Source organism: Streptomyces sp. NPDC049813 (genome assembly GCF_044465085.1).
Classification (GTDB): domain Bacteria; phylum Actinomycetota; class Actinomycetes; order Streptomycetales; family Streptomycetaceae; genus Streptomyces.
Map to the genome: position 1 here is coordinate 546,457 of NZ_JBITLI010000001.1, position 26,604 is coordinate 573,060.

The 26,604-nt window shown below is 74.8% G+C and carries 33 protein-coding genes; 7 read left to right on the forward strand and 26 right to left on the reverse strand.

The features are described from left to right. The first annotated feature begins 40 nt into the window (after positions 1-40). Complete coding sequence (locus ACIBW6_RS02320) at positions 41-1,693, forward strand: alpha-L-fucosidase (protein WP_399055641.1); 1,653 nt, start codon at positions 41-43, stop codon at positions 1,691-1,693. A 33-nt stretch (positions 1,694-1,726) separates the two neighbouring features. On the opposite strand, the gene ACIBW6_RS02325 is transcribed toward ACIBW6_RS02320, so the two are convergent. The 3 genes from ACIBW6_RS02325 to ACIBW6_RS02335 all read right to left on the reverse strand — a co-directional run bounded on the left by ACIBW6_RS02325 (position 1,727) and on the right by ACIBW6_RS02335 (position 3,934). Continuing rightward, the gene (locus ACIBW6_RS02325) at positions 1,727-2,386 is read right to left on the reverse strand and encodes a histidine phosphatase family protein (RefSeq protein WP_399055643.1); all 660 of its coding nucleotides are present in this window, start codon (positions 2,384-2,386) and stop codon (positions 1,727-1,729) included. A 97-nt stretch (positions 2,387-2,483) separates the two neighbouring features. Continuing rightward, complete coding sequence (locus ACIBW6_RS02330) at positions 2,484-3,689, reverse strand: beta-ketoacyl-[acyl-carrier-protein] synthase family protein (protein ID WP_399055645.1); 1,206 nt, start codon at positions 3,687-3,689, stop codon at positions 2,484-2,486. After that, entirely contained in the window at positions 3,686-3,934 is a 249-nt protein-coding gene (locus ACIBW6_RS02335; protein ID WP_399055647.1) for an acyl carrier protein, read from the reverse strand. Before ACIBW6_RS02335 ends, ACIBW6_RS02330 begins: the two co-directional genes overlap by 4 nt. A 137-nt stretch (positions 3,935-4,071) precedes the next feature. Here ACIBW6_RS02335 and ACIBW6_RS02340 point away from each other — a divergent pair, with 137 nt between their 5' ends. Further along, positions 4,072-4,905 carry a 1-acyl-sn-glycerol-3-phosphate acyltransferase gene (locus ACIBW6_RS02340; protein ID WP_399055649.1) on the forward strand — a complete coding sequence of 278 codons (834 nt, stop codon included), beginning with the start codon at positions 4,072-4,074 and terminating at the stop codon, positions 4,903-4,905. Positions 4,906-4,999: 94 nt separating this feature from the next. Here the strand turns inward: ACIBW6_RS02340 and ACIBW6_RS02345 are convergent, their stop codons facing one another. Beyond that, entirely contained in the window at positions 5,000-6,517 is a 1,518-nt protein-coding gene (locus tag ACIBW6_RS02345) for a hypothetical protein (RefSeq protein WP_399055651.1), read from the reverse strand. A 37-nt stretch (positions 6,518-6,554) separates the two neighbouring features. Further along, positions 6,555-8,015 (reverse strand): hypothetical protein, encoded by a 1,461-nt coding sequence (locus ACIBW6_RS02350; protein ID WP_399055653.1) that lies wholly within the window; start codon positions 8,013-8,015, stop codon positions 6,555-6,557. Between the two features lie 260 nt (positions 8,016-8,275). Between ACIBW6_RS02350 and ACIBW6_RS02355 the strand changes: the two genes are divergently transcribed. The 3 genes from ACIBW6_RS02355 to ACIBW6_RS02365 are packed head-to-tail and all read left to right on the forward strand — an operon-like array spanning position 8,276 to position 10,863. Then, positions 8,276-9,811 carry a hypothetical protein gene (locus ACIBW6_RS02355; protein WP_399055655.1) on the forward strand — a complete coding sequence of 512 codons (1,536 nt, stop codon included), beginning with the start codon at positions 8,276-8,278 and terminating at the stop codon, positions 9,809-9,811. Between the two features lie 29 nt (positions 9,812-9,840). Beyond that, entirely contained in the window at positions 9,841-10,581 is a 741-nt protein-coding gene (locus ACIBW6_RS02360) for a DUF4239 domain-containing protein (protein ID WP_399055657.1), read from the forward strand. A 27-nt stretch (positions 10,582-10,608) separates the two neighbouring features. Beyond that, on the forward strand, positions 10,609-10,863 hold the full coding sequence (locus tag ACIBW6_RS02365; protein WP_399055660.1) for a DUF6332 family protein: 255 nt from the start codon (positions 10,609-10,611) through the stop codon (positions 10,861-10,863). Between the two features lie 30 nt (positions 10,864-10,893). Here the strand turns inward: ACIBW6_RS02365 and ACIBW6_RS02370 are convergent, their stop codons facing one another. Genes ACIBW6_RS02370 through ACIBW6_RS02380 form a run of 3 tightly spaced genes read right to left on the reverse strand, consistent with a single transcriptional unit; the run spans position 10,894 to position 13,318 of the window. Continuing rightward, positions 10,894-11,235: an STAS domain-containing protein gene (locus ACIBW6_RS02370; RefSeq protein ID WP_399055662.1), complete on the reverse strand. Its 342-nt coding sequence runs from the start codon at positions 11,233-11,235 to the stop codon at positions 10,894-10,896. Next, entirely contained in the window at positions 11,232-12,515 is a 1,284-nt protein-coding gene (locus tag ACIBW6_RS02375; RefSeq protein ID WP_399055664.1) for a PP2C family protein-serine/threonine phosphatase, read from the reverse strand. Before ACIBW6_RS02375 ends, ACIBW6_RS02370 begins: the two co-directional genes overlap by 4 nt. Further along, positions 12,515-13,318 (reverse strand): alpha/beta fold hydrolase, encoded by an 804-nt coding sequence (locus ACIBW6_RS02380; protein ID WP_399055666.1) that lies wholly within the window; start codon positions 13,316-13,318, stop codon positions 12,515-12,517. Before ACIBW6_RS02380 ends, ACIBW6_RS02375 begins: the two co-directional genes overlap by 1 nt. 188 nt (positions 13,319-13,506) lie before the next feature. On the opposite strand from ACIBW6_RS02380, the gene ACIBW6_RS02385 reads away from it, so the two are divergent. Next, a complete protein-coding gene (locus ACIBW6_RS02385) occupies positions 13,507-14,307 on the forward strand; it encodes a SigB/SigF/SigG family RNA polymerase sigma factor (protein ID WP_399055668.1) in 801 nt (266 codons plus the stop codon). A gap of 10 nt (positions 14,308-14,317) precedes the next feature. Here the strand turns inward: ACIBW6_RS02385 and ACIBW6_RS02390 are convergent, their stop codons facing one another. The 18 genes from ACIBW6_RS02390 to ACIBW6_RS02475 all read right to left on the reverse strand — a co-directional run bounded on the left by ACIBW6_RS02390 (position 14,318) and on the right by ACIBW6_RS02475 (position 26,102). Further along, positions 14,318-14,836, reverse strand: coding sequence for an Asp23/Gls24 family envelope stress response protein (locus ACIBW6_RS02390; protein WP_399055670.1), 519 nt, complete (start codon positions 14,834-14,836; stop codon positions 14,318-14,320). 162 nt (positions 14,837-14,998) lie between these two features. Next, positions 14,999-15,277, reverse strand: coding sequence for a gas vesicle protein K (locus ACIBW6_RS02395; RefSeq protein ID WP_399055672.1), 279 nt, complete (start codon positions 15,275-15,277; stop codon positions 14,999-15,001). Next, positions 15,274-15,501 carry a gas vesicle protein gene (locus ACIBW6_RS02400; RefSeq protein WP_399055673.1) on the reverse strand — a complete coding sequence of 76 codons (228 nt, stop codon included), beginning with the start codon at positions 15,499-15,501 and terminating at the stop codon, positions 15,274-15,276. Before ACIBW6_RS02400 ends, ACIBW6_RS02395 begins: the two co-directional genes overlap by 4 nt. 101 nt (positions 15,502-15,602) lie before the next feature. Beyond that, on the reverse strand, positions 15,603-16,418 hold the full coding sequence (locus ACIBW6_RS02405; protein WP_399055675.1) for a GvpL/GvpF family gas vesicle protein: 816 nt from the start codon (positions 16,416-16,418) through the stop codon (positions 15,603-15,605). Continuing rightward, entirely contained in the window at positions 16,415-16,738 is a 324-nt protein-coding gene (locus ACIBW6_RS02410) for a gas vesicle protein (RefSeq protein ID WP_399055677.1), read from the reverse strand. Before ACIBW6_RS02410 ends, ACIBW6_RS02405 begins: the two co-directional genes overlap by 4 nt. Next, complete coding sequence (locus ACIBW6_RS02415; protein ID WP_399055679.1) at positions 16,735-17,877, reverse strand: SRPBCC family protein; 1,143 nt, start codon at positions 17,875-17,877, stop codon at positions 16,735-16,737. The genes ACIBW6_RS02410 and ACIBW6_RS02415 overlap by 4 nt, the downstream gene beginning before the upstream one ends. Before the next feature lie 5 nt (positions 17,878-17,882). Beyond that, on the reverse strand, positions 17,883-19,124 hold the full coding sequence (locus ACIBW6_RS02420; RefSeq protein WP_399055681.1) for a histone protein: 1,242 nt from the start codon (positions 19,122-19,124) through the stop codon (positions 17,883-17,885). A 5-nt stretch (positions 19,125-19,129) separates the two neighbouring features. After that, complete coding sequence (locus ACIBW6_RS02425) at positions 19,130-19,384, reverse strand: gas vesicle protein GvpG (RefSeq protein ID WP_399055683.1); 255 nt, start codon at positions 19,382-19,384, stop codon at positions 19,130-19,132. 2 nt (positions 19,385-19,386) lie between these two features. After that, a complete protein-coding gene (locus tag ACIBW6_RS02430) occupies positions 19,387-20,148 on the reverse strand; it encodes a GvpL/GvpF family gas vesicle protein (protein WP_399055685.1) in 762 nt (253 codons plus the stop codon). Beyond that, complete coding sequence (locus tag ACIBW6_RS02435; protein ID WP_399055687.1) at positions 20,145-20,636, reverse strand: gas vesicle structural protein GvpA; 492 nt, start codon at positions 20,634-20,636, stop codon at positions 20,145-20,147. The genes ACIBW6_RS02430 and ACIBW6_RS02435 overlap by 4 nt, the downstream gene beginning before the upstream one ends. Positions 20,637-20,679: 43 nt before the next feature. Next, positions 20,680-21,003, reverse strand: coding sequence for a gas vesicle protein (locus ACIBW6_RS02440; RefSeq protein ID WP_399055689.1), 324 nt, complete (start codon positions 21,001-21,003; stop codon positions 20,680-20,682). A 148-nt stretch (positions 21,004-21,151) separates the two neighbouring features. Further along, on the reverse strand, positions 21,152-21,871 hold the full coding sequence (locus ACIBW6_RS02445; RefSeq protein ID WP_399055691.1) for a glycosyltransferase: 720 nt from the start codon (positions 21,869-21,871) through the stop codon (positions 21,152-21,154). After that, the gene (locus ACIBW6_RS02450) at positions 21,868-22,485 is read right to left on the reverse strand and encodes an SAM-dependent methyltransferase (protein ID WP_399055694.1); all 618 of its coding nucleotides are present in this window, start codon (positions 22,483-22,485) and stop codon (positions 21,868-21,870) included. The genes ACIBW6_RS02445 and ACIBW6_RS02450 overlap by 4 nt, the downstream gene beginning before the upstream one ends. After that, on the reverse strand, positions 22,482-23,276 hold the full coding sequence (locus ACIBW6_RS02455) for a PIG-L deacetylase family protein (RefSeq protein WP_399055696.1): 795 nt from the start codon (positions 23,274-23,276) through the stop codon (positions 22,482-22,484). The genes ACIBW6_RS02450 and ACIBW6_RS02455 overlap by 4 nt, the downstream gene beginning before the upstream one ends. Then, complete coding sequence (locus ACIBW6_RS02460; RefSeq protein WP_399055699.1) at positions 23,273-24,331, reverse strand: acyl-CoA dehydrogenase; 1,059 nt, start codon at positions 24,329-24,331, stop codon at positions 23,273-23,275. The genes ACIBW6_RS02455 and ACIBW6_RS02460 overlap by 4 nt, the downstream gene beginning before the upstream one ends. 102 nt (positions 24,332-24,433) lie before the next feature. Further along, on the reverse strand, positions 24,434-24,694 hold the full coding sequence (locus tag ACIBW6_RS02465; RefSeq protein ID WP_399055701.1) for a DUF5133 domain-containing protein: 261 nt from the start codon (positions 24,692-24,694) through the stop codon (positions 24,434-24,436). Positions 24,695-24,824: 130 nt separating this feature from the next. Continuing rightward, positions 24,825-25,016: a hypothetical protein gene (locus ACIBW6_RS02470; protein ID WP_399055703.1), complete on the reverse strand. Its 192-nt coding sequence runs from the start codon at positions 25,014-25,016 to the stop codon at positions 24,825-24,827. Positions 25,017-25,085: 69 nt separating this feature from the next. Then, positions 25,086-26,102: an SDR family NAD(P)-dependent oxidoreductase gene (locus tag ACIBW6_RS02475; protein WP_399055705.1), complete on the reverse strand. Its 1,017-nt coding sequence runs from the start codon at positions 26,100-26,102 to the stop codon at positions 25,086-25,088. A 345-nt stretch (positions 26,103-26,447) separates the two neighbouring features. On the opposite strand from ACIBW6_RS02475, the gene ACIBW6_RS02480 reads away from it, so the two are divergent. Further along, positions 26,448-26,576 carry an LPFR motif small protein gene (locus ACIBW6_RS02480; RefSeq protein ID WP_356490774.1) on the forward strand — a complete coding sequence of 43 codons (129 nt, stop codon included), beginning with the start codon at positions 26,448-26,450 and terminating at the stop codon, positions 26,574-26,576. The last annotated feature ends 28 nt before the right edge of the window (positions 26,577-26,604 follow it).

A 26,604-nucleotide genomic window follows, 5' to 3' on the forward strand; every position in this document is an offset into this window, starting at 1 on the left:
GCAGCCAAGAGATCCGAGCAATGTCCCGTGGGAGGGAACGATGACGTCTCGCCGTCAGATCCTCGGCGCCCTGGGGGCCGCGCCCGTGGGGGTCGCCCTCGGCAGCGGCGGCGCGTCCGCCGAAGGCGCCGCGCCGACGGCGGGCCGGCCGAGCCGCGTCCGGCCCGCCCCGATCCTTCCGGTCGAGGCGACCGACACACCGGAACAGATCATCGCCAAGGCCGCGGACGTCGTCCCGAGGAAGGGGCAACTCGGGTGGCAACGGCGGGAGATCACGGCGTTCACGCACTTCGGGATGAACACCTTCACCGACCGCGAGTGGGGGTCGGGCGCGGAGGACGAGGCCATGTTCGCGCCGCCCGCCGTCGACAGCGACCAGTGGATCCGCACGTACCGGGCGATGGGCGCCGAGCTGGCGATGATCACTGCCAAGCACCACGACGGGTTCGCCCTCTTCCCCAGCCGCTACACGCCGCACTCGGTCCGCAAAAGCCCCGGACAGCCGGACGTCGTGCGCCGGTACGTGGACTCGGCGCGCGCCCATCACCTGCGCGTCGGCATCTACCTCTCGCCCTCCGACGGCTCCGAACTGCCGCACGCCTGGCACGCCACCTGGATCGAGTCGCTGCGCGCCAAGCAGGCCGGGGGCGCCACGCTGACCTCGGTCGAGCTGACGGCGCTGGCCGACGGCGACCGTGCCCCCAGCGGCCTCGGCCGGTTCGGCAACGGCAGCGCGGTCAGGAAGCACACCGTCCCCACCCTGGTCGAGGGCGACGACCGGGCCGCCGACGTGCGGTCGGGCAAGCTGCCCTCGTTCACCGTGCAGGTCAACGACTACGACGCCTACTACCTGAACCTGGTCTACGAGCTGTTCACCGAGTACGGACCGCTGGACGAGTTCTGGCTGGACGGCGCCAACCCGTGGGCCGACGCCGGGATCACCCAGGAGTACCGGTTCGACGAGTGGTTCCGGGTGATCAAGGCACTGTCGCCGGACACGGTGGTCTTCGGCGGCCCGAACGGGGTCCGCTGGGTCGGCAACGAGGACGGGGTCGGCCGCGAGACCGAGTGGAGCGTGGTGCCGACGACCGCCGACCCGTGGACGTACCACGGCGAATGGCTGCTGCCGCACGGCCCGACGGCCGCCGACATCGGCTCCCGGGCCCGGCTCACCGAACCCGGGGTGACCCACCTGTCCTGGTTCCCCGCGGAGGCCGACGTCTCCAACCGGCCCGGCTGGTTCCACCACCCCGACCAGCGGCCGAAGACGGCGGCCCAGCTCTTCGACCTGTACGAGAAGAGCGTCGGACGCAACGCGACCCTGCTGCTGAACGTGCCGCCGTCGAAGGCGGGGACCATCGACGCCGCGGACGTCGCCGAACTCACCGCGTTCGGACAGCGGGTGCGGACCGTGTACGGCCGGCCGGTGGCGAAGAACGCCGACGGGACGACCACCTTCGACCGGGTGGCGGTGCGCGAGGACATCGCCCACGGACAGCGCGTCGAGGAGTTCGCCGTCCAGGCCGAGATCGACGGCACCTGGCAGCGGATCGCCACCGGTACGACCATCGGCCACCAGCGGATCCTGCCGCTCGCCGCACCCGTCACCGCGCGCCGCGTCCGCGTCCAGGTCCTCGCCTCACGCGCCGAGCCCCGTCTGGGACCGACCACGCTGCACCGGGCGGCCGGCTGAACGACCGGCAGCGGCCGAGAGCCGCCCGTTCCCTCAGACGGAGACGGCCGACCCCGTCGGGTCGTCCGGTCCCGGCGTCCCGCTGAGCGGCCCCAGGGACGCGCCCTCCCAGACCAGGGCCCGCCAGCCCTCCGCGGGTGAACCGGAGAGGATGACGATGCCCGTGTTGGCGAGGGCGTGCCCCGCGGCGTAGTCGACGTCGACGTTGTCGGCGCGGGCGGCCACCCACATGCGGATCGCGGCACCGTGGCTGACCATGGCCACGGTCCCCGCGCCGGACTCCGCGGCCTCGGCGACGACGGCGTCGAACCGGCCGAGCGCCTGCGCACCGCTCTCACCGCCCGGCATCCGGCGCTCGACGTCCCCGGCGGACCAGGCGAAGGCGGTCCGCAGATAGAGCGCCGCGGCCTCCTCGTCGCCGCGCATCTCCAGATCACCTGCGATCAGCTCCCGGATCCCGGCCCGCACGCGCGGCTCCAGGCCGGTCGCGGCGGCCAGCGGCGCCGCGGTGAGCTGGGTGCGCACCAGCGTGGAGACGTACAGCGCGTCGATCTTCTCCGACGCCAGCGCGTCCGGCAGCGCCGCGGCCTGCTCCAGCCCGAGGGCGGTCAGGCCGGGGCCGGGCTCGGCCGTGTCCAGCAGGTGCTTCAGGTTGGACGGGGTCTGACCGTGCCGGACGAGCAGCAGACGCATGCGGGGGAAACCTCCAGGCGGGTGACGGGTGCCGTCCCACTCTGCCACTGTCCGTCGCGCCCGGGCCTGCGGGGACCCCGGGGCCGCGGGCGCCGCCTCAGTCGCAGGCCAGCACCACCGCCGCGTTGTGCCCGCCGAAGCCGAACGAGGTGCTGACGGCGAGGGCGGAGGGGACCGGGCGGGCGCGTCCGGCGACGACGTCGATGTCGAGCGCCGGGTCCTGGTCGGTCAGGCCCGCGGTGGGCGGGACGAGGTCCGCGCGCAGCGCCAGCACCGTCAGGGCCGCCTCGATGGCACCGGAGGCGCCCAGCGTGTGGCCGAGCGCCCCCTTGGCGGAGGTCACCGGCGGCCGGTGGGGCAGGACGCGGGCCAGGACCGCGGCCTCCGTCGCGTCGCCGCGCGGGGTGGACGTCCCGTGCGCGTTGACGTGGTCCACGTCGGCCGGGGCGGCCCCGGCCTCCGCGAGCGCGGCGCGCAGGGCCCGTTCGGCGGGACGGCCCTCGGGGTGCGGGGCCACCAGGTGGTGGGCGTCGCTGCTGGCCCCGTAGCCGACGAGCCGGGCGAGACGGGGCGCCGAGCGGGCGGCCGCGTGCGCGGAGCGCTCCAGGACCAGGGCGCCCGCTCCCTCGGCGATGACGAACCCGTCGCGGGCCCGGTCGAAGGGGCGCGAGGCCCGGTCGGACAGGGCCCGCAGCTGGGCGAAGCCGGTGACGGTCAGCGGGGTGACCGCCGCGTCCGCGCCGCAGACCACCGCGATGTCGCACTGGCCGGAGGTGAGCAGGTCGCGGGCGGTGCCGAGCGCGGTGGCACCCGAGGCGCACGCCGTCGCGACGTTCAGGGTCGGCCCGGTCACGCCGAGGTGCAGCGAGATCGCCGCGCACACCATGTTGGGCAGGAAGCCGGTCAGGAAGTACGGGGAGACGCTCTGCGGGCCGTCGGCGGCGAGACGCCCCGCGGCGGTCTGCTGGGTGTGCAGTCCGCCGACGGAACAGCCGGTCACGACGGCGACGCGGGCCGGGTCCCAGGCGGCCGGGTCGAGTTTGGCGGTGTTCAGCGCCTGGGTGACAGCGGCGAGGCCCATGACGGCCCCGGGATCGAGGTGCGCGGCGCCGGGGCGGCGGGGCCGCAGCCCGTCCACGTCGGCGACGCGGCAGCTCAGGGAGACCGGGAGGCCGTGCAGGTCCGGGTCGGGCCGCGCGCTCGCGCGCCCCTCGCGCACCGCCGTCCAGGTGGTCTCCGTGTCCGGCCCGGCCGCGGTGACCAGGCCGAGGCCCGTCACCGCGACGGCGGTGTCCCGCGTCATCCGGCGCGGCCCGCGTCGACGCGGGCGGCGAACTCGCCGAGGGTGAGCGTGCGCAGGTCGTCCTCGGAGGCCTCGACGCCCAGTTCGTCCTTGAGCGTGATGGCCATCTCGACGACCATCAGCGAGTCGGCGAGCAGGTCGGTCATCCGGGCGTCGGCCCGGACCGCGGCCGGGTCGACGTCGAACCGGTCGACGAGCAGGCCGGTGATCAGATCCGCGGTCGCGGGGGACGCAGAGGTACTCATGGCGGGCCTTTCCCTGGACGCCGCCCGGCGATCGGGCGCTAGGGAGAGAGACCACCTCAATGGCATCTTTAGTCTTGCGCCGACCCACTTTCAGCAGAAAGTGGGACCTTGTGACGCAAGCAACGGAAGCATCGGAAGTGACGGAAGCGTCGGGAGTAACGGAAGCAGCGCGGGAGACGCGAGCGGTCCGGGAATCTGGGCGGCCGGGGGCAGCGGGCGGGGGTGCGGCGCAGGCGGGGTCCGGGTGCGGGCCCTGGGACGACCTCGGCACCGATCTGGTCGAGGACCTGCTCGCCTGGCTGGCCGACGACTACTTCCGGGCCGAGGTGTCGGGCCTGGAGCACGTGCCGGAGTCGGGTCCCGCCCTCCTGGTCGCCAACCACTCCGGCGCCTGGGGGCTCGACGCCTTCGTCCTGCACCGGATCCTCCATCGCGCGCTGCGCAGGCCGGTGCACGTCTACGCCGCCGAGGTCGCCTTCCGGCTGCCGCCGCTGGCCGCGTACGCCCGCCGCCACGAGGCCTTCACCGACGATCCGACCCTGGGCCGGGACCGGCTGGCGGCCGGGCACCTCGTCGCCGTGTTCCCGGAGGGCGTCGCCGGGGTCGGCAAACCGTTCACGCAGCGCTACCGGCTGCGGCCCTTCGGACCGGGTTTCGCGGCGACCGCCGTGCAGACCGGGGCCCCGGTGGTCCCGGTGTCCGTCGTGGGGGCCGAGGAGACGTACCCCAAGCTCGGTGAGATCCGGGCGCTTGCCCGCCGGCTGGACCTGCCGTACTTCCCGCTCACCACGCTCCTGCCGCTGCCGGCGAAGTGGCGGATCAGCATCGGTGAACCGCTGCCCGCCCCGGCGCCCGCCCCCTCCTTCGCGGCCCGTGCGGCGGCGGCGCGGCGGCTCAGCGACGAGGTCCAGTGGACCGTGCAGAGCATGGTCGACCGGGACCGCCGTCGCCGCGCCTCACCGTTCTGGTGACCGAGGGGCGCCGGGCCGCGCCTCGCCCTGCTGGTGCACGGCCGGTAGGCGGGGTCCGGGTTCGCCACTCATCCGGACCACCCGCCGCCGGAACTCAGTTCGCCAGCCACTCCGCCGTCCTGCGTGCGTCCGCCGCCGCGCGGGCGCAGCGCTCGGCATGTGCGAGCAGGGTCATCCGGCACTGCTCGCCGAACGCGTCGTGGTTCCAGCCGGGTTGCCGGGCGCAGTCGGCGAGCCGGCGGGCGTGCTCGTCCAGGGTGCGGGCGCCGGCCGTGACGAGTCCGGCGTAGTGGGCGGGGCTCTGCCCGGCGCCGGGCGGCAGGTGCCCGTCGGCGGCCCGGCCAGGACCCGCCACCGCCACGTCCGGCTCCGCGCCCGTGGCAGACAGGGCGAGCCGCAGCGACGCCGCGGGCAGCTCATCGGGGAGCGCGTCGGGGGTGAGGCCGGGGAGACCGGGGGAGAGGACGACGGGTTCGGCGTGCCGGGTCAGGGCGCCGACGAGTTCGACGGCGGCGAGGACGGCGAGTTCCGCCGCGGCGCACGGGCCGGGCGCCGCGCACAGGGACGCGGACGGGGCGCCGCTCCCGTGGCCGTGCCCCTCGCCCCCGGCGCCGTCGTCGGCCTCGGCGTCGTCCAGGTCGCGCAGCCACGCGGTCGCACAGAGGATCTCCGTGCCGGCCTCGACGGACAGACCCTGCCAGGTGAAGGGGGCCCGCACCTGGTGCACGGTGGCGGCCAGCGGCGGATAGCGCCGCAGGGCTTCGAAGACCGCCCGCCCGGCACGGTCGCCCGCCGGCGTCAGCGGGTCCACCGTCATCAGCGCGAGCGCCTGGACGGCCGTGTCGGCGAGGGCCCGGGTGACGGTCTCCAGGGCGTGCTCGACGACCTCGTCCCGGTCGTCGTCGGCGAGCGCGGCCCACGGCGCGCCGTCCGGCCGGTCGCCGTGGACGTACGGGGCGAGGCGGCGGCGCAGGGCGGCGACGCGCGCGGTGTGCCCGGTGGCGTCCTGCGCCTCGCCCGCGGCTTCGAGGATGGCACTGACCAGGCTGTCGTCGGCGGCTTCGGCGCCGAGGACGATCCGCCGCGCGAGGCGGGCGGTGAGCGCGCACCAGTCGGCGCGGGTGAGGCTGCCGTCCGTGCGGCGGGCGGCCAGGAGCCTGGCGGCGGCCTCGTCGACCGCGGCGCGGACCTCGACCACCGGCATCTGTGGCGTGCCGCGCGTCTCCGGCGTCTCCCGCGGGGCGGCCGGCGCCGCGTGGGGCGTCAGCCGCAGCCGGCGGCCCGCGGCCGTGAGCGCCGTGACGGCGCCCCGGGCCCCGGCCTCGTCGGCGCGGCCGATCAGACCCGTGGCGTCGGCGGTGGTCAACGGCATCAGGAAGGTGCCGAACGCGGTCCGCAGCCGGGTCGGCCGGCCGGACGACGTACGCCGCAGCTGGGCCAGGACCCGGCGGGTCAGGTGCCGCCGGGTGAACGGCTTGAGCCCCAGGGCGCGCGCCGGGGCGTCGATCCAGGAGACGCGCTGGGCCGCGAGCACGGCGCTCAGCAGGGCGTTCTCCAGGGGCCAGGCCGACGTGGGCCGGCCCGGCGCGGGGGTGGTGTCGCTGGCGGTCATGGGCCGGTCTCCCTCTGCGGGGTGCGGGCTGGCGGGGTCACTTGTCGCGCAGCAGGTAGGGCTGGTTGGCCACGATCTCCCCGTCGTAACGGGAGATCAGCTCGTTGACGCGCGCGCGGTGCGGGACCTCGCCGCTGCGCAGCGTGTCGGCGTACGCCTGCGGGGCGTGCGAGAGCGGGTAGTCGTACGTCTCGTCCAGCCAGGACAGCTCCAGCCAGGAGTCGGGGACGGCGTCGGCGGAGGCCGGTCCGCGCCCGTCCAGGCCCGGGATGACGTCGTGCTGGTTGACGAGGCTGATGACCTGGGTGGTCAGGTCGGCGGGGCGTTTGGTGTCGATGGGGGAGCCGACGGTGACCACGTGCGTGAGCCGGTACGTGGAGACGAAGTCCAGGTCACTGGCGAGGTTCATGGCGGTGATCCCGCCGAGGCTGTGGCCCACGATCATCAGCTCCGACCCCTCCGGCACCCCCGCGCGCACCAGCATCTGCTTGGCGGACCTGCTGTACGTGGTGTCGGTGCGCAGCAGCGCGTCGAAGGCGCCGACGAGGTCCTGCGGGGTGCTGTTGCTGAGCCGGCCGAAGCTGGTGCCGGGCAGCAGCACCACGTGCCGGGTCGCACCGTCCGCGCAGACGACGCGGCGCAACAGGGCGAGCCCGTGGTTGCCGAGCGCGGAGATGTCGTCGATGTAGCGGACGATGTCGTTGGCGGAGCGGTCCAGGACGCGGGCCAGCATGGCGTCGGACTCGGTGCGCTCGGCGCGCCCCGCGCCCGGGTTGAGGTGCCGGATCAGCCCGGCAGGCAGCCCGAACAGCGGGTCGCTGGTGGGCACCCCGCCCGCCAGGGTGACCCAGGCGAAGCCGTCGTTGGTCGGGTTCTCGTCGAGCAGCCCGGCCAGGGCGAGCAGCTCCATGATCACCGGGCTGATGGTGGTGAGGGTACGGGTGACCCCGAGCAGATCCACCAACTCCCGTGCCGCCCGCACCGCTGCGAGCCTGCGGCCGGCCACGACGGCGTCCGTGAGCCGCTTCGCGAGCGGGGCCGCCAGGTTCGGGTGCTCGCGGGCCGCGGCCTCGATGCGCAGCGCGAAGGCGTCCACCGCCATCGCGACGCAGGCCGGCCTGCGGCGCGCCACGGCGCCCAGCGACCGGACCGTCTCGCCGAGCAGGCCGCCGTTCGCGGCGAGGCCGAGCCCCGCGGGGTTCGACATCGCGCGGGCCGCCGACAGGGCCGTCCCGAGAGCCCAGCCGGGGCGGCGCACCGCCTGGAGCGCGACCCGCCAGCTGCCGGCCGCGGCGGTCAGCTCCGCGCCGGTGCGCCGGGCCGCGAGCGCGGCGTCCGCGAGCAGCACCGAGGCCGCCATCAGCAGTTCGGCGTCGGTCCTGTCCTGCGGTTCCCGCCGTACGGGTGTTCGCGCACCGACGGCGGCAACGGCCTGGGCTGCCTGGGCGGGCTGTCCTGCCCGGGCCGGCTGTGTCGCTCGGGTCTGCTGTGCTGTCATCCCCGCCACCTCGTTCCTGAGCGTTGCGGCGGGGCCGCCCACGCGGCGCCTGGCCTGTCACTGGTAAGAGCCGGTCTCTGTGTCCCCGTCCGCGCTCCGATGGTGGGTCCGTGCGCACGACGGGTGAAAGGACGGGCTCTAAGCAGTAGAACCGGCGCGGCGGCGCTCGGCAGGGCCGCTGCCGCCGCTCGGGTGAACCACCGGCCCGGTCCGCGTGGCGGAGGTGGCCGGGCGGGCGCGCTCATGCACAGCATGCCGGTGTGATCATCGCAGGAGCGGGTGTGCGGGCGACACGGTCGAGACGGGCGGCGCGCTGGCTGCTGGCCGGCCTCCTGCTGGCCGCCGACTGCTGGACGGCCGGGGGCCCGGCCGCCGCCGACGGCGCCGGGACGCACGGCCTGCGGCTCGTCGTCACGGTCAACACCCGGCCCGGCACCGGCGCCCTGCGCCCCGGCATCCGCACCGGCGGCGCGGTCGTGAAGTCGTACCGGCTCGTCAACCGCGGCGGCGCCGACCTGCGCGACGTGCGGCTGCGGGACCCCGCGATGCCGGGCGCCGCGATCCGCTGTCCCGGCGGCCGGGGCACCGTGCCGCTGCTGGCCGGGCTGCGCTCGGTGAGCTGCACGGCGACCGGGACCGCGCGTCCCGGTGCCTGGGTCGGCGACGTCCAGGCCGTCGGCCAGGTACGGCTGCTGCGCGCCACGGTGCGGGCGAGCGCCCGCTCCGGATACGCCGGGGTCGGCGCGGCCCTCGCACTGACCGGGACCGCGCGCGTCACCGGTCCCGGCCGGGCCGAACTGCGCTACGTCGTGGCCAACCGCGGCAACCGCCCCGTCCACGGCGTCCGGGTCACCGACCTGCTGCGCGGCCCGAACCGGATCTCGTGCCCGGGCGGCGGTCCGGGCGTCGCCCACCTTGCGGCCGGAGCGAGCGCCACCTGCACCGCCCAGGTGCGGCGCCCGCCGGGGACGTACGTCAGCAGGGCGCGGGCCGACGGCAGCGACCTGATCCGCACGCTCGACCCGCGGGGCCGGGCACTGCCGGCCCCGCGGCTGACCGCCCGGGCCGCCGTACGCTTCACGCTCCGCGCCGGGCCGAGGCCCTCGCATGCGGCGCACTCGCCGGGCGCGACCGAGCCGGCGGCGACCCGGCCCGCGAAACCCGCGAAACCCGCGAGGCCCGCGACGACCGCGCCGCCGCGCGGCCGCCGGCCGGCCGCCGCGCCGCCGGGGCCCGCCGCGCCGATCACCGCGCTGCTGCCCCTGCGGCCGCTGCCGCCGGGCATCGCCGCACCTGGGTACGTCCCGGCGCCCGGTTTCGTCCGCGGGCCCGGCCTCGTCCTGCCGGGGAGCGCGCCCCCCGCGGGGGCCGTACGCGAAGGAACGGCTCCCGGTGTCGCCGCGGGCCCGGCCGACCCGGCCCGCCCCTTCGACCCGGCCCGCCCCTTCGACCCGGCCCGCTCCGCGGACGCCGCCCGTCCCATCGACCCGGCCCGCTCCGCGGACGCCGCCCGTCCCACCGGCCCGGCCGCCTCCGCCGACGCGGCCCGCCCCGCCGATCCGGCCGCGTCGGACGCGGCCCGGGACCCGGCCGACGTGGCACCCCCGGCGGTGCCGCCGGGGGACGAGCCGCCGACTGCGGTGGAGCAGCAGGACGACCCCCGACAGCGCTCGCTGCTGCGGCACTTCGTCCGGCCCGACCACACCCCCACCGGCCTGGGCGTCCTCTCCGTGCTCTTCCTCGTCCTGCTGCCCGCCGCCATCGCGGCCGCGGTGTTCGGCTCCCGCCGGCTCTGAACCGCGCCCCCACGAAACGGGAACCCCCGATGATCGCAAGTCTCGCCATCGTCCTCGGCGTCGCCGTGCTCGCCGCCTCGGTCGTCCTGGTCAAACACCGTTTCTGGCCGCTGGGCCCGGACGACGAACCGCGCGAGGACGTCGCCGAGTACATCTCGATGATGGTCGGCGTCCTGTACGCCCTCGTCCTGGGACTCGCCCTGGTGTCGGTCTGGGACACGCAGTCCGGCGCCGAGGACCACACCGCCACGGAGGCGAGCGCGGCGCACCAGATCCATCTGCTGGCCGCAGGGCTGCCGGCCGAGCGGGCCGGCCGGATGCGCGGCGAGGTCGAGAGCTACATCCGGCACGTGACCGACGCGGAGTGGCCCGCCATGGCCGCGGGCGCTCCACTGGGCCAGGACGGCTGGCGGCTGCTGAACGAGGTGCGGGCGACGGGCCAGGTCCCGTCCGACGCCACCCCGGCCCAACAGGCCACGGGCCAGGAGATCCTGGCGCAGCTGAGCATCCTGGACGAGGCGCGGCGCGGCCGGGAGTCGGACGCCGCGGAGTCGCTGTCCCCGGTGATCTGGTTCGGCCTGATCGTCGGCGGCGGCCTCACCATCGCCTTCATGTTCATGTTCGGCGTCCAGCGCAGCGCCACCCACGTCGTGATGGTGGCGGGCCTGTCGGCCCTCATCACCTTCACCGTGCTGCTGATCTACCAGCTCGACCGGCCCTTCGACGGGGTGTTCGCCGTCGACGCCACTGCGTTCACCCGGCACCTGTGAGGGGACGCGTCTGGTACGACTGTCGGCATGGACAGGGGGCGCGAGGCGCGCGGGGAGAAGGACGCCATGACGGTGGAGATCATGTTCGCCCTGGTGACGGGGGTGCTGGCGGCCGCGCTCGTGTTCGGGCTCTGCGCCGGTCCCGTCCTGGCGGCCGGCGTCTCCGGGTCCGCGCGCAGGACGCTGCTCATGCTCGGCGCGGTACTGGCCGGCGCCGTCGGGGTGGGCCGCGTCGTCCGGGTCCTGCTGCGCTTCGACCGGCACCGGCGGCTGGGCCGCTGACCTCTCGGCCCGGACCCGCCGTCGGGGCCCTCAGCCCGTGCGGGTCGCCGTGGCGAGGTCGGGGTGGATCGCGAAGACCTGGTCGAGGCCGACGATGCGCAGGATGCGCAGGGTGTTGGCGGGGACGGCGGCCAGGGCGATGTCCCCGCCGGCCGCGTGCGCGTGGTTGTGCGCGGCGATCAGCGCACTGATCCCGCTGGAGTCGCAGAACGGCATCGCGCCGAGATCGAGGACGAGGCGTCCGCCCGGCCGCACGACGACCGAGGGCAGCACCGCGCGCAACTGGGGCGCGGTGTCGTGGTCGAGGTCGCCGACGATCGTCAGGACAGGGCCGGTCGCGCCGTCTTCGGCGGTGATGCTCAACAGGCTCATGGTGTGTTCTTCGGTGTCGGGGCGGATGCGGATGCGGGCACGCCGAGCGCGAGCAGGGCGGTGTCGTCGTCGAGCCCGTCGCCGAGCCCGCTCAGCAGGTCGCTGAGCGCGGCGACGAGCGACTCGGCGGGCCCCGCGTGCGCGACGGCGAAGTCGCGCAGCGCCCGCTCCCCGAAGAGGGCGGTGCGGTCGGGACCGGTACGGGCCTCGATCAGGCCGTCGGTGTAGAGCAGCAGCGTGTCGCCGGGCGCCAGGGTCGTCGTCGCGGTGGTGAAGCGGGGCTCGGGCAGCGCGCCGACGAGGAGGCCGCCGGGGGTGTGCAGGAAGTCGGCCGCGCCACGGGCCCGCAGGGCGAGCGCCGGCGGATGGCCGCCGGAGGCGAGCCGCACCGCGACGTGCCCGGTCGCCGGATCCGGGTCCAGGACGCCGAAGACGGCGGTGCAAAAGCGCGGGTCGACGCCGGAGTACCGCTCGTGCAGGACCTGGTTGAGCGTCGTCAGGGCGGCCACCGGATCCGGGTCGTGCAGGGCGGCGGCCCGCAGCGTGTACCGGGTCAGGGAGGTGACCACGGCCGCCTCGGGCCCCTTGCCGCAGACGTCGCCGAGGAAGAAGCCGAAGCGCCTGCCGTCCAGCGGGAAGACGTCGTAGAAGTCGCCGCCGAGCCGGTCGGGCGAGGCGGTGTGGTAGTACCCCGCCGCCTCCATCCCCGGGATGTCCGGCAGCGACGAGGGCAGCAGCGACTGCTGGAGCACGGCCAGCGCCTGCTGGAGCCGGGCCCGGTCGGCGCGGGCCTGCCGCGCCGACTCCTCGGCGGTCTCGCGGTTGCGCAGCAGCTCCGTCTCGTAGGCCCGCCGGTCGGTGGCGTCGAAGACGGTGATGCGCGTCAGCAGGGGTGTGCCGGTGCTGCCGTACTTGACCACCCCGGAGACCAGGACCGGCAGCCGGCCGCCGTCCGCCTGCTTGAGTTCGAGGGCCACGCCGCTGATCTCGCCCTGCATGCGCAGCAGCGGCGCGAAGTGCGTCTCGTGGTACAGCCTGCCGCCCACCGGCAGCAGGTCGGTGAAGCGCACCTGCCCGACCACCGCGTCCCGGTCGAGCCCCAGCCACCCCAGCAGGGTGTCGTTGAGCTTGACGATGGTGCCGTCCATCAGCGTCGACAGGTACCCGCAGGGCGCGTGGTCGTACAAATCCTCGGGGCTGTCCTCCAGCAGTTCGGCGAAGCTCGCCGCCGAGGCCGTCCCGCCGCCGGCTTCCTCCGGGCCGGACCCGGTGCGGCTCATCACGCCAGGCCCGCCAGGAACTCGACGACCGCCGCGTTGGTGGCCTCCGGCGCCGACAGGTGCGGGCAGTGCCCGGTCGCGTCCAGCGTGACCAGCGTCGAGCCGGGGATCGCCGCGTGCACGAACGCGCCGACCTCACGGGGCGCGATCGCGTCCTGCGTGCACTCCAGGACCAGCGTCGGCACCCGGACGCCCTTCAGGTCGTCCCGGGTGTCCGAGAGGAACGTGGTCCGGGCGAACACGTACGCCATCTTGGGATCGGTGGCGCAGAAACTGTTGCGCAGTTCGTCGCCCAGCTCGGGCCGCTCCGGGTTGCCCATGATCAGCGGGGCCATCGCCGCCGACCAGCCCAGGTAGTTCGCGTCCAGGGACTCCAGGAGCTCCTCGATGTCCCCTTCGCTGAACCCGCCCCGGTACCCCTCGTCGTCGATGTACCGCGGGGACGGCGCCACCATGACGAGCGCCCCGATGCGGTCGGGCGCCCGCACCGCGGCCAGCACCCCCACCATCGAACTGACCGAGTGCCCGACGAAGACCGCGTCGCGCAGGTCGAGCCGCTCGCAGACCTCCACCACGTCCCGCGCGTACCCGTCCAGCGAGCCGTACCGCTCGGCCGAGAAGGCGGAGAGGTCGGAGCGGCCCGCACCGACGTAGTCGAACAGCACCACCCGGTGGTCGCGCTCCAGCGCGGGCACCGTCAGCCGCCACATGTTCTGGTCACAGCCGAAGCCGTGCGCCAGCACCACCGTCCGGCCGTGGGGGTTCCCGGTCACGGTGACGTTGTTCCTGCGGAGGATGTCCATGCCGCCATGATCTCAGCTCCGGCGGGCCCCGCGGCCAGTACCCCTGTTTGTCACCCGGGGCCCCGGGCAGGCGGGTGTCAGTGCTTGGGACCACAGGCGCTCCTGTGGGGAGCACTGTGCCCGGATGCCCGGTCCCGCTGCTTGTCCACGGTCACTCTGCCGGAAGCAGCGAAGAGGAGGACATCCTGATGGCCGTACGCCGACTGCACGATGACGCGCCCGAGACCGCCGAGGCCTTCCACCGGCTGTCCGCCGCTCCGGAAGGACCCGAACGCGACCTGCTGAGCCAGGAGTTGATCGAGGCGTGGCTGCCCATGGCCCACCGCCTCGCCACGAAGTTCCGCAACCGCGGCGAGAACCTGGACGACCTCAAGCAGGTCGCCGCCATGGGCCTGGTCAAGGCCGTCGACCGCTACGACCCCGCGCGCGGCGCCTTCGAGTCCTACGCGGTCCCGACCATCACCGGTGAGCTGCGCCGCCACTTCCGGGACCACACCTGGGACGTCCGGGTGCCGCGCCGCGTGCAGGACCTGCGCAACAAGGTCCGGGTCGCGCGCCGCGACGTCATGGACCGGCCCGGCCACGCGGGCGAGCCGGGCCTGGAGGAGATCGCCGCACAGGCCGGGCTCACGCCGGAGGAGGTCCGCGACGGCCTTGAGGCGCTGGACAGTTACAGCACCCTGTCCCTGGACGCCGAGACCGGCGCGGGCGCCGAGACCGACGGCCCCAGCCTCGCCGACACCCTCGGGCAGACCGAGCCCGGCTACGACGTCATAGCCGACCGGGAGGCCGCCAAGGAGGGGCTGCGCGCCCTGCCCGAGCGCGAGCGCACCATCTTGTACCTGCGCTACTTCGAGGACATGACGCAGGCCGGGATAGCCGAGCGGGTCGGCATCTCACAGATGCACGTCTCGCGTCTCATCAGCCGCAGCTGCGCCCAGGTGCGCGAGCACGCCAACCGGGAGCCCGAGCACCAACAGGCCGCCTGAGAGGGGCGGTTCACACGGCGCGCGTGCCCTGGCCCGCGCCCGCACCACCGGCCGCGCCGGTGTCGGTGCCGTCGGTGCCGTCGGTGTCGTCGGTGTCGGCGGTGTCCTCGGGCACGTGCACGTCGAAGACGTTCACGTCGATCGCCGTCACGTCGAGTCCGGTCATCGTCTCGACGGCGTCGATGACACGGGAGCGTATGTCGTCGGCGAGTTCATGGATGAGCACGCCGTACTCGACCTCGACGTCGACCCCGACCGACACGGTCTCCTCGTCCCGCTCCACCTTCACGCCGTGCCCGGGGTCGGTCGACCCCGGCATGCGGTTCTTGACCGCGCCCAGCGCCTTCGCGGCGCCCTTGCCGACCGCGCGGACCCCGTCCGTCTCGCGGATCGCGATTCCCGCGATGGTGGCCACCACGCCGTCGGCGATGGTGGTGGTGCCGCGGGTACCGCCCGCTGTCCGGGTCTGCCGCGCGTCTGTCGTGTTCGAAGTCGTCGTGCTGCCGCTTCCGATTCCGATGTCGGACATGGCCGCCTCACAGTGCGTTCGCCGGCACGGACGGGGGCGCCCGCCCGTGTAGGTCCCCTCCCTCACTCTGCGCCCGCCCGTACGGATCTGCCATTCGAGTGAGCGGCCCCCTGCCCGGGCGGGTCCGGCGCGCGGCCCGGGCCCGCTCCGCGGGTCCCCGTCTCAGTCGCGGGGGAGGAGCGAGCCGAGGGGGCCGAGGTCCAGGTTGAGGTCGTCCGGGCTCAGCCCGTGCTGGTCGCAGAGGTCCCGCATGCGCTCGTCGAGCAGCATCAGCGTCGTGCCGATCTCCTCGACCTGCGCGTCGCTCAGGCCGCCCTGCTCCACCCGGCGGATCGCCTGCCGCTCCATCAGCTGCCGCAGCAGCTCCACGACGGTCAGTACCAGGGCCACCAGGTCGTGGCCCATCTTCTCGCTGTCCAGGTCGACGCGGGAACCCGTCACAGCGGGCCCCCGTCCGCCCACGGCGCCGGCACGCGTTCGGAGACCGAGGAGAGCAGCGCGTGCAGCGACACCCGCACGAGCGGCACGTCCGCGATGGCGATGACGAGGTCGCCGCTGACCACCACCCCGGTGGCCAGCACCCGGTCGAGCAGATCGACGAGCGGCACCCCGAGCGGCCCGCTCAGCGGTTCGGGACTGTCCCACTGCACGACTTCTCGCTCCACGCCTCCACCTCCTGGTTGCACGTCCATGGCCCTGCGTCCCCCGCCGCTCCGGCTGTACGCCCTCACGTCCCACCCCCTGTCGCCCCCCTCCTACTCGCCCGCTACGCCTCGCCCACGAAGGAGTAGGGGACCCAGGGGCCGGACAACTCGATCTGGGCGTCCGTGCGTTCCCGCAGGGCGACCACCGCCCGCCGGAGCTCGTCCGTGCGGTCCGCGGCCACCAGATAGGTGGCATTGAGGACGTGGACGCGCCGGTCACCCGCGAGCGCCGCACCGTGGGTGCGGAGCCGGCGGGACGCGGCGGCCAGGCCGCGCAGCTCCGCGTCGACGGACTCCGCGACGCCCAGCGCCTCCTCCCGGCTCCGCTCCCGCCGGTCGTGCGCCCCGCGCCTGCGATTCAGGTAGGCGAGCCCCGCGCCCGGCGCGGGCGGGCCCGAGCGGGGCGTTGCCGGGGCGGGCTGCGGCTGCGGCGCCGCCGCGGCCCGGTAGACCTTCACACCCCACTCCGCGTGGTGCGCGACGCGCCGCAACGCGGAGTGGAAGCGCGCCGCCTCGTCGTCGAGGACACCGCGCACCCGCGCGTCGTCGTGGTAGAGGGTGGCCAGGGGCAGCGGCACCGCCGGGCCGTGGGCCGCCGCCGCGGACACCACCTCGTGGTGGGCGCGCGCGTACCGCTCGATCTCCTGCCGGTCCGCGAGACGCGTCTGCCACACCTCGTCGGTGAAGTCGGCGGCCGGGACCGTCTGCACGACGGCGGTGAGCGCGCCGGAGGGGACGAGCCGCACCTGCCCGCCTCCGGGCATCCCCGGCAGGCCGCTGAGATCGGCGGTGTTGACGGCACGGCAGTCGCGGCACACGGCGAACACATAGGTGGCGCCGGAACCGGGGTCCGGTGCGGGGGATCGGGGAGGCGTCATGTCTGCCCGTGCTCCTCTTCCAGGGCTTCCAGCCGGTCGCGCAGCTCGCGGTTCTCGGCCTCCAGGGCATCGCGGTTGGCCCGCGAACTCAGCGCCGGATCGGTCTCCCACCAGTCGATGCCCGCCTTCTTCGCGGTGTCGACGGAGGCGACGAAGAGCCGGAGCCGGATGGTGAGCAACTCGATGTCGAGGAGGTCGATCTTGATGTCCCCCGCGATCACGATCCCCTTGTCCAACACCCGTTCGAGGATATCGGCCAGGTTCGTGGTCGCGGGGCCCGGCACGGGCTGCTGCGGCGCCCGGAAGTCGAGGTCGGTCACCGGGAGGCCCCCGCCCGCCGCTTGCGGCCCGTGCGCCGCGGGGCCGGCGGCTCCTCCTCGTCCGGCTCCTCCTCTTCTTCCTCCTCGTCCTCGTCGTCGTCGTCCTGCGCGTCGTCGTCTTCGTCCTCGTACGCGTCCGCTACGTCGTCGTCCTCGTCCCGGTCGGCCCGGCCCTCGGGGTCGTCCTCGTCGTCGTACGCGTCCTCGTCGTCCTCGTCCGCGTACTCGCCGTCCTCGCCGTCCTCGCCGTCTTCGTCGTAACCGTCCTCGTAGCCGTCGTCGTTGTCGTCGGTCTCGGCGTTCTCCGCCTCTTCCTGTTCGACGGCGTCCTCGTGGGAGAGGACGACCTCGCCGTCCCGGATCTCGCCCCGCCAGCCCTCCGGCTCGTCCTCCGTGAGCGTCACGTACCGCTGGAAGTGCTTGAAGTCCAGGCGCATGCGGCGGCCCTGGGCGCGCCAGAGGTTGCCGGTCTTCTCGAAGAAGCCCGACGGGTAGTACTCCACGACCAGCACGATCCGGGTCAGTGTCGGCCCCAGCTCGTGGAAGCTGACGGCGCCGCGGGTGGTGCCCTTCGCGCCTTCGGAGGTCCACACGATCCGGTCGTCGGGGATCTGCTCCTGCACCGTCGCCTTGAAGCTGCGCGATGACGGACCGACCTTGACCTTCCAGTCGCTCTGCGTCTCATCGCCCTTCGACACGTCGCGGACACCCTTGGCGAAGCCGCTGAACTGGTCGTACTGCGTCCAGGCGTCATAGGCGGTGCGCAACGGCACGCCGACGTCCAGCACTTCGATGATGTTCATGACCTTGGTGTCACCGGACTTGCGCTTGCCTTTGCCGCCACCGCCGAAGGCTTCCTTCGCCTTGTCCACCACCGCGTCCTTGGCTCCCTTGGCCTTGCCCGAGATCAGCGCCTTGACCGGGGACTCGCCCTGGAGCACGCGCGAACCGATGGAGGTCAGCGAACCGGGGTTCTCGGCCGAGTCGTTCAACTTGTCGGTCAGACCGGTGAGTTTGTCGCCCGCCTTGTCGGCCAGGCTCTGCACCTGGGCGCCGGCGAACTTGGACAGCTCTTCCTTGAGCCGGCCGAGCCCCGACTCCTCGGAGCCCGCGGACTCGTTCCTGTCGTTCTCTGCCATGACCTCTACCTCCGCCGATCGGCGCGCCGGGGGGCCGCGCGCTTCGCTGACGCCGACTTCTTGGCGGCTGACGTGCTCGCCGACTTCTTGGCCGGCTTCGCCGCGCTGCCCGTCGACTTCTTCGCGGGCGCCGTCTTCTTGGCCGCGGTCTTCTTCGCGGTCGTCTTCTTCGCCGCCGCGTTCTTCGATGCGGTCTTCTTCGCGGGGGCCGACTTCTTGGCCGCGGTCTTTTTCGCCGGGGCGGTCTTCTTCGCGGCGGTCTTCTTTGCCGGGGCGGACTTTTTCGCGGCGGTCTTCTTTGCCGGGGCGGACTTTTTCGCCGGGGCCGACGTCTTCGCCGCGGGGGCCTTGCCGGCCTGCGAGGACTTCTTGGCCGGCGCGGTCTTCTTCGCGGGAGCCGCCTTTCGGGCCGGGGCACTCTTCTTCGCCGGGGACGAGGACCGCGGCTGGGAGGACCGGGACGACCGGGACGACCGAGAGGACCGAGAGGACCGAGATGACTCGGTCGACCGGGATGACGCGGACGACTCGGGCGACCTCCGCGACGACGCGGACTTCTTCGCCCGGGCCGCGTCCCGCCGGGAGGCGGAGGGGGACCTCTCCGACCTCTCCGGTGCCCTGCTCCGCCGACGCCGCGGCGCGGGCGGCTCCTCCTCGTCCTCGTCGTCCTCCTGCTCCTCGTCGTCGTCCTGCCCGTCTTCGTCTTCGTCCTCGTCCTCGAACTCGTCCGCGTCGTCTTCGTCGTCCTCGTCCGTGTCCGCGTCCGAGGCCGAGTCCTCGTATCCCCCGTTCCCGTCCGCGTCGTCCTCGTCCTCGTCCGCGTACTCCCCGTCTTCCGCGCCCTCGTCGTCTTCGTAGTCGGCGTCCTCGTACGCGTCGTCGTCATCGTCGTACGCGTCGTCCTCGGCGTCGGCGTCGTCCGAAGTCTCCGCCGTGCCCGAGAGGCGAGCCGTGCGGTCGCCGATGGCGTCCGCCAGGGTGTTCATGCCGCGGTTGGCCGCGGCCGTCACCGCCTGGCGGCCCGCGCCGAGCACCTCGCCCCTGAGCTGCTCCTGCAACTCGGCGACCTGCGGGACCTCGCCGAGCTTGCGCATCCCGAGAGCGGCCAGCTGCCGGGGTTCGAGCGCGAACCGCCGCCCGGCCAGATAGGTCGCGACGCTCAGCGCCAGCCGGCCCTTCTTGGTCCGGCCCAGTACGTACCCGCCGACGACGGCGGTCGCGAGCGCCACTTTGCTCTGGTCGTCCATGCCTGTCACCTTCTGTTTGTCGGCGTCGGGCGGGTCTGCGCGGCGTACAGCCGGTCGAGCAGCCGCTCTTCTTCCGCTTCGAACTCGGCCAGGGTGAGGTGTCCCTCGTCCAGGTCCCGGTTGAGCGCGGCGAGCTGGGCGCGCACCACGCCGGGGTCGTACAGCTCGCGCTCCGCCGCGTCCTGGAGCCGCTCGGCGACCCAGACGACCCCGCGGGCAGGGGCGAGCGGGAGCAGCAGAAGCCCGGAGACGAGCCCCATGGTCAGGCGCCGCCCGTCGCGGCCGACGGGGCCGGCGGGCGGGTGTCCACGAAGCTGTAGCAGGGCAGCGGCCCCGCCAGACGCAGCTCCACGTGCTCCTGGTGCGCGGCGGCGAACCGCTCGGCGGCGGCGCGGAACCGTTCCGTGTCCGCGCGGGCCACCAGGAACGACACGTTGAGCGCGCACCCCTGCACCTCGGGGCCGGTGGCCGCCGCGCGGGCCATCGAGGCGAGGCTGTGCAGGGCCCGCTTCCCGGCCTCGGCGGCCCGCCGGGACAGCGCGGCGGCGACGGCCTGGCCGAGCCGGACGTCGGCCTCGTACCCGGGGCGCCGGCGCGCCGCGTCGCGCAGCCGCCGCACGGTCGCGTCGCCGGTGACCAGGGCGGCCAGCGCGTCGCGGGCCGGCAGGGCCTTGACGTTGATCTCCACGTGGCCCGCGAGCCGCTCCAGCGTGGCGAGATGCTCCGCCTCGGCCGCGGCCAGCCGCTCGCGCAGCGTCCGCTCGTCCGGGGTCACCGCGCCGAAGCGCATCGGGAGGAGGGGACCCGCGTCGGCGAGCGCCGTCAGCAGGTTCTGGTGGGCCAGGAGATCGCGGCGCCGGGCGCGCAGCGCGGCGGGGGCGGCGCTGACGACGGCGGCGAGCGGACCCGCGTCGACCGTGCGCACGGTGGCGGGCGGACTGCCCACGCCCTCGGCGCCGTCGGGCAGCGCGGTCCCGGCCGGGACGATCGCGTAGACGTACAGGGAGGTGTCCGGCACGCTCATGCCTCCGCCCTGCGACGACGCGTGCCGCTGCTGCTGCTGCCGCCGCTGCTGCGGGCGGGCGCGCGGCGCTTCTTCGGACGCTCATGCTGCTCGGCGTCGCCGTCGTCGTCCCCGTCGTCGGAGGCGGCGTCGTCGCCGCCCCCGACCACCTTGCGGACGGTGTCGCCGACGGACTCGGCCGCGTTGCGCACCTTGCGCTTGCCGATCTTCTTGGCGGCGCCGCCGCCGATCAGCTCCGGGACGGTGGTGCTGCCCGAGTCCCGTTCGAGGTCGAGGCGGTTGCACGCCTCCGCGAAGCGGAGATACGTGTCCACGCTCGCCACGACTATGCGTGCGTCGATCTTGAGGATCTCGATGCCGACCAGGGAGACCCGTACGAAGACGTCGATCACCATGCCCCGGTCGAGGATGAGTTCGAGCACGTCGTAGAGCGTGCCGGCGCGCGGCGGGCAGGGGGCGATCTCGTCGGCGTAGGTCGTGGACGTCATCGGGGTCCTTCCGGTGGTCGTACGGCGGGGGCGTGACGACGGTTCACTCGTCGGCGGCGCCCCGCCGGTAGCGGCGGAGCCGGCGGTACTCCAGGAGTTCGCCGTCCCGGTCGAGCAGCACCTCGTAGGAGGCGAGCAGGCTCGTCGTGTCCGGGATGCGGGCCACTTCGAGGACGTCGACGACGACGCACCAGCCGTCGTCGTCGCTGCGGCGTACTGCCGACACGCCCTCGGTGCGGTGGCCGATCAGCCCTTCGAGGCTCTGGCAGGCGGCGCGGGCGGCGGAGGCGGGGCCCTTCCTGGGCGCCGTCCTCCTCCGGGTCGCCGTCGAGGAGCCCCCGGCCCGTGCTGAACGTTGGTCTGCCATGACCACAAGTCTTGTCACCGCGCGGCGCGCCGCATCTTGGGAGAGCCACACGACGACGCCCGCCCCACACGACGACGCCCGCCCTGCACGGAGATCCGGCAGGGCGGGCGGAGAAGGGGCCTACGGGCAAGGCGCGCCGGGACACGGCCTAGTGGGCGGGGCTCTCCTGCCTGGCCAGACCGGCCAGGTGGTCGCCGAACCCGCCGCGGGCCCGGGGTGCGAGCCGGCCCGAGGTGGCGACCGGGCAGTCGGCCGTGCGCAGGACGCGATGGCCGCGGGCGTCCAGCGCGTGGACGAGGCCGTGGTCCTCGCTGACCGGCAGGGCGGGGAAACCGCCGACGGCCAGATAGGCGTCGGCGGCGACCCCCAGGTTCGCGCCGTGCACGTGCGGGTGGTGCCAGGGGCCGTGCGCCGGCCGCGAGGCGACGTAGTGCGCCTGGTGACGGGCCGCCAGGCCCGGTACGCGCCGCGGCCACTGCGCGACGGTCACCGTGCCGACGACCGCGTCCCAGCACTCGGTGGCGCGGGCGTGCTGGAACGCGAGCCAGTGCGGCGGCACCACGCTGTCGGCGTCGGTGGAGGCGAGCCAGACCCCCTCGGGGCCGTCGAGGAGCTCCAGCGCCCGCCCGGCGGCCGTGGCGCGGGCCAGACCGACGTTGCGGCACGTGACCTCGACGACGTCGGCACCGGCCCGGGCGGCCGCCGCGACGGTGCCGTCGCGGCAGGCGTCCGCGGTGACCACGGTGACCACGCGCACCCGCCGCAGAGCGGGGTGGCGCGCGGCGGCGCGGATCGCGTCCAGCGCCCGCGGCAGCAGCTCCTCCTCGTCGTGGGCCGGGACGAGGACGGCGAGCGAGCGTGCTTTCACACCAGGCCTTCCGCGGCCGCGGGGGAGGGCGGCGCCGTGCCGTCGGCCAGGCGGCGGCCGAACGTCTGGAGGACGAAGTCCGCCTCGCGGTGCGTACTGGCGAGGGCCAGTTCCGGGAGCGCGCCGAGGACGGCGGTGAGCTCGTCCCCGGTGCTCAGATGCTCGGCGACCGGGTGGTTCCAGTGGACGGTCACCAGGGTGCCGCCGGGCTCCAGCGCGTCGACCGCGTGCCGGAGCAGGACCGCCAGCTCGGCGGCGTCGAAGTAGTACAAGAGCTCGGAGAGGACGATGAGGTCGAAGGTTCCCGCGGGCCATTGCTCCGGGAGAGTGAGCCGGCGGACCTCGACGTGCTCCAGATGCCCGGTCCTGCGGGCCGCGGTGTCGACCGCCGACCGGACGCGGTCGCAGGCCAGCAGCGTGTCGCAGCGCTCGGCGAGCCGCAGGGTGAGTTCGCCGACCGAGCAGGCCGGTTCGAAGGCGCGGCGGAAGCGGGGGCGGGAGAGCGCGGCGAGCGTGAGGTCGTACTTGCGCCGCTCGTACCAGCGCTCCGCCAGGTGCCAGGGGTCGGACGCGTCGCGGTACATGTCCTCGAAGTACGAGGGCGGGGTGCTCACTGGAACAGGACCTCCGTCGGGCGCAGGTGATGGGCGAGCTCGTCCGGCGGCAGCACCGCGGCGTCCCCGGGCCCGGGGCCCAGCGGGTGGATCTGCGTGACGAACCGCTCGACGGCGGCCCGCTTCATGGCCCGGACGTGCTCCGGCAGCGGCACGCGCCGGGCCGTCCGCCAGGGCACCCGCGGATCGTCCGGCACCGCCCAGTGCCACATCCAGACCGGGTACAGCGCGCAGGCGGCGCCCGCGCGGTGCGCGGCGGCGCGGGCCGCGCGGCCGGCCGCCTCGTGGTCGCCGTGCACGTCACCGGTCCAGGGCGCGACGACCAGCTCCGCGTCGCGGAACAGCGGGGTGAGCGCGGCCGCGACCTGTGCCTCCTGGTCGGCGACGCCGGTGTCCGGGACGCCGAGGCGGACGATCTCCGCCTGGGACGCGCCGAGTTCGGCGAGCGCGGCCCGCAGCTCCTCGGCGCGCAGCCGGGCCAGGGAGGCGGGGGTGACGACCTGGCTGTCGGGGTGCGAGCCCTCGCCGTCGGTGAGGGAGACGACGGTCAGCCGGACGCCGCGCTCCGCCAGGACGGCCATCGCGCCGCCGAAGCCGAGCACCTCGTCGTCGGGGTGCGCGGCCACCACCACGACGTGGCCGCGCTCGGGCAGCACCGCGAGCGGCAGTGCCTCATAGCCGCTCCACGCGCGCCACCGCGCCTCGTCGGTGCCGGGCGCCTGGATCGCGTCGGCCGGGCCGGTCTCCGCCGCACCGGTGGCGTCGGCGGTACGTATCGCGGGCCGGCTCACCGGGACTCCTGGGGGCGGGCGAGGAGTGCGCCGAGGTGGGCGAGGTCGCGCTCGCCGTGGTGCTGGCGCAGGTAGACGGTCAGGTCCGCCACGTCGCGGGCGTGGCGCAGATCGTGGCAGAGCGGACCCGCCCCGGTGGCGCGCCCGACGCGGGTCAGCACCTCGGAGCAGACGGACTCGACGAAGGCCCGGACCCGCAGGGCGCGCAGCCCCGCCTGCCCGGAGGCGTCGAAGGGGTCCGCGTCGATCTCCGCGGCGGCCTGGTCGAGGACGGCCCGGGCCGCATGCACCTGTACCTCCACCGCGCCGAGGTGGGCGTCGGTGTGCGGGTCGGACCGCTGGCCGGCGGCGCGGCGCAGGGTGTGCGCGACGGCGAGGGCGCCGCCGTACCAGCAGGCCGCGACGCCGATCCCGCCGTAGGCGAAACCGGGCCGCCGCACATAGGACTCGACGTCCCCGACGGCGACGGCGGGGACCTGGGCGAAGCGCACGTCGGGGGTGTCGCTGCCCGCCATGCCGACGGCCTGCCAGGTGCCGTCCACCGGCGTACAGCCCGGGGCCCCGACCGCCGCGGCGAAGAGCCGCCTGCCCTCGTCGGTGCGGGCCGTGACCAGGGCGTGGGTACAGCTGCGGGCCCCGGAGCAGTACGGCTTCAGGCCGTCGAGGACCCAGCCGTCACCGGAGCGGGTCGCTTCGAGGGTGGCGCCGGGGGGCTCGGCGGCCCACACCCCCCAGCGCTGCCCGGGCCGTGGGGCCGGGCCCCCGAGTTCGGCGAGGATCGCCAGGGCGTCCACGTGTCCCTCGACCAGGCGCGCGACGCAGAGGTCCTCCTCGGCGACGGACCGCAGGGCGGCCAGCCGGGCGGCCGTGCGCCCCGAGCCGGGCAGGGGGAACTCCAGTTCGCCATGGTCGATGAGCTCGACGACCGCGGCGAACCGCGCGGCGCTCTCCTTGCGGGCCGCGTCCGGCGCGATGCCGTCCGGGGCCGGCGCGTGCGGTCCGCTCGCGGACGGCCCGGGGGCGAAGGGGCCGGGCGCCACCGTCTTGTCCGTCATGCGGGGTGAGGTCCTTCGTTCATCCGGGACGCGGCGCGCCGGTCCCGGAGCGGAACGCGGCGCGGCCGAAGGGCCGCGCCGCTGTGTGCCGGAGGGATCTACTCAGGCGACCAGGGTCTGATCGGCCTGGTCCGGTGCCGGCGTGGGACGGGACCCCGTGGGCACGGGGCCGGCGTTCAGGATCTGTTCCGCGGCCGCGAGAGCGTCGTTGATCTCACGGGTACCGGTCGTGACACAGAGCGTGTACGCGACGTCCTCCAGGAGGCGCCGGTGGGCGACGGTGTCCTTCTCGACCAGCTGGACACGTGCTTCGGCGTAGCGGGACAGCAGGGCACGCAGCATCTGCGGGTGGGGAGTGATCATGCCGAGAGGCTCCTTTTTCTCCAAGCAACTCGCTCCCCGAGTGTCCCGTGACGCACATTTCATGCATGTCTGCGCCAAGGCCGCGGGAGCGTGCGTGAACCACAAGGACGGACGGTGCCGGAAGAGCAGGTCACTCGCCGTCCGCGTCCTGCTGGGCGGCGGTGTTGGGCGTGGTGGCGTCGCCGCTCTCCCCGTCCCGCCGGTTCCGCTTCCGCTCGTGCAGCGGATCGGTCTCGGCGTCCTCGAACTCCTTCAGGACCTCGTCGGCCGCGGTCTGGGCGGGCCGGGGGTCCTCGTGCCGCGGGTCGCGGTCGTGGGTCATGGTGACTCCTTCGTCGTGCGGTGGTACCGGTCGTGCGTGGCCGGGTGGGGGATCACGGGGCGGCGGGCGTCAGGGCCGGAGGCGCTCCTGAGCGGTGCGGTGGCGCTCGTTGAAGGCGCGCGCCGCCCGGTCGTTCAGCGCGCTGCCGGCCGCGCGCAGCCGCTCGCCGAACGTACGGGGGACGGGCGGCTCCACGTCGATGCCCGGCCGCAGCCCGGGTTCGCCCTGTGCCGCGGGCAGCAGCGTGTTCACGGCGTGGCTGAGCCGGGCCGTGAGGACCGGGGCGAGGCCGTGCGCCTTGTCGGCGGCGCGCGCCGCGGGGGTGAGGACGAGGCGGACCCGGCGGCGCTGGACGGCGGTGACGATGCGGTCGGCCGCGCGCTGGGCGTCCATCGAGACCAGCGGGGTGCCGGCGAGGGCGGAGAACCAGGCGAACTCGCGCCGCCGGTCGCCGCCGAAGACGGCGTGCAGATGCGAGCCGGTGCGCATGAGCCCGGGGTGCACGGAGGTCACCGACACCCCGTCGCGCGCCGCTTCCACGTGCAGTCCCTCGGCCAGCGCGCCGACGGCCGCCTTGGCGCAGGAGTACGGCAGCAGGTGGGGGACGGCGAGCAGGCCGCCCACCGAACCGATCAGGGCGAGACGCCCGCCCGCCCGGCTCTCGCGCAGATAGGGGAGGGCTTCGAGGCCGGTGTGCAGGGCGCCGTCGAAGATGGTGCTCATCGCCTCTTCGAAGCCGGCCGCGCCGACCGTCTCGGCGGGTGCGACCTGGATGATGCCCGCGTTGGCGACGACCACGTCCACGCCGCCGCACTCGTCCGCGGTCCGCCGGAACAGCTCCGCCACGTCCGCCCGGTCGCGCACGTCGGTCACGGCGGTCCGCACGGGCGCCCCGGGATGGCGCTGCCCGAGCAGGGCGGCGGCCCGCTCCAGCTCGTCGGCGTCCCGGGCCGCGAGCGTGACGGCGCAGCCGCGGCGCACCAGCTGGTCGGCGATGAGCAGGCCGAGGCCGCGCGAGCCGCCGGTGACGACGGCGCTGAGGCCGTGCAGGGCGCGGGGCGCGCGGAGGGACGACGGGACGGGCATGGAGGTCGCTCCCTGTCTGCGGGGGAAATCTGCGGGGGAAAGGGCCGGCGGTCGCACGGTCGTCGAGCACCGCCGTCGCTGAGTACCCTGCCGCCGCCCGGGCAATCCGGGGCCGCTGCCGGCTCCGTCCCGGACGCGGCCGGCGGGCTTCGCGGCCACTGTAAGTCCGGCCGCGGGCCGCCGCCCGTCGCCCCCGACCACCGGCGCGGAGCAGATTTCCCGTCATGAGCTGGGCCGAACGGGTTTGAGAAGGCACTGCGAGGACACCCAGTGCTGTGGCCGTCCGGGCCCGAGCGGTGACCACGTTCGCGGAACCGGACTTCTTACGAAGAGAGAGGACCCGTCATGTTCAAGGCCATTGCAGACGTACTGCGTTCGATCGGCGGCGCGATCGCCACCGTCGTCACGCTTCCCTTCCGGGCCGTTGCACGGCTCTTCGGCGGCGCCTCGGCCAGTGCGCACGGCAACCACTGAGCAACCCACGGCCTCGGGGGGAGAGGCA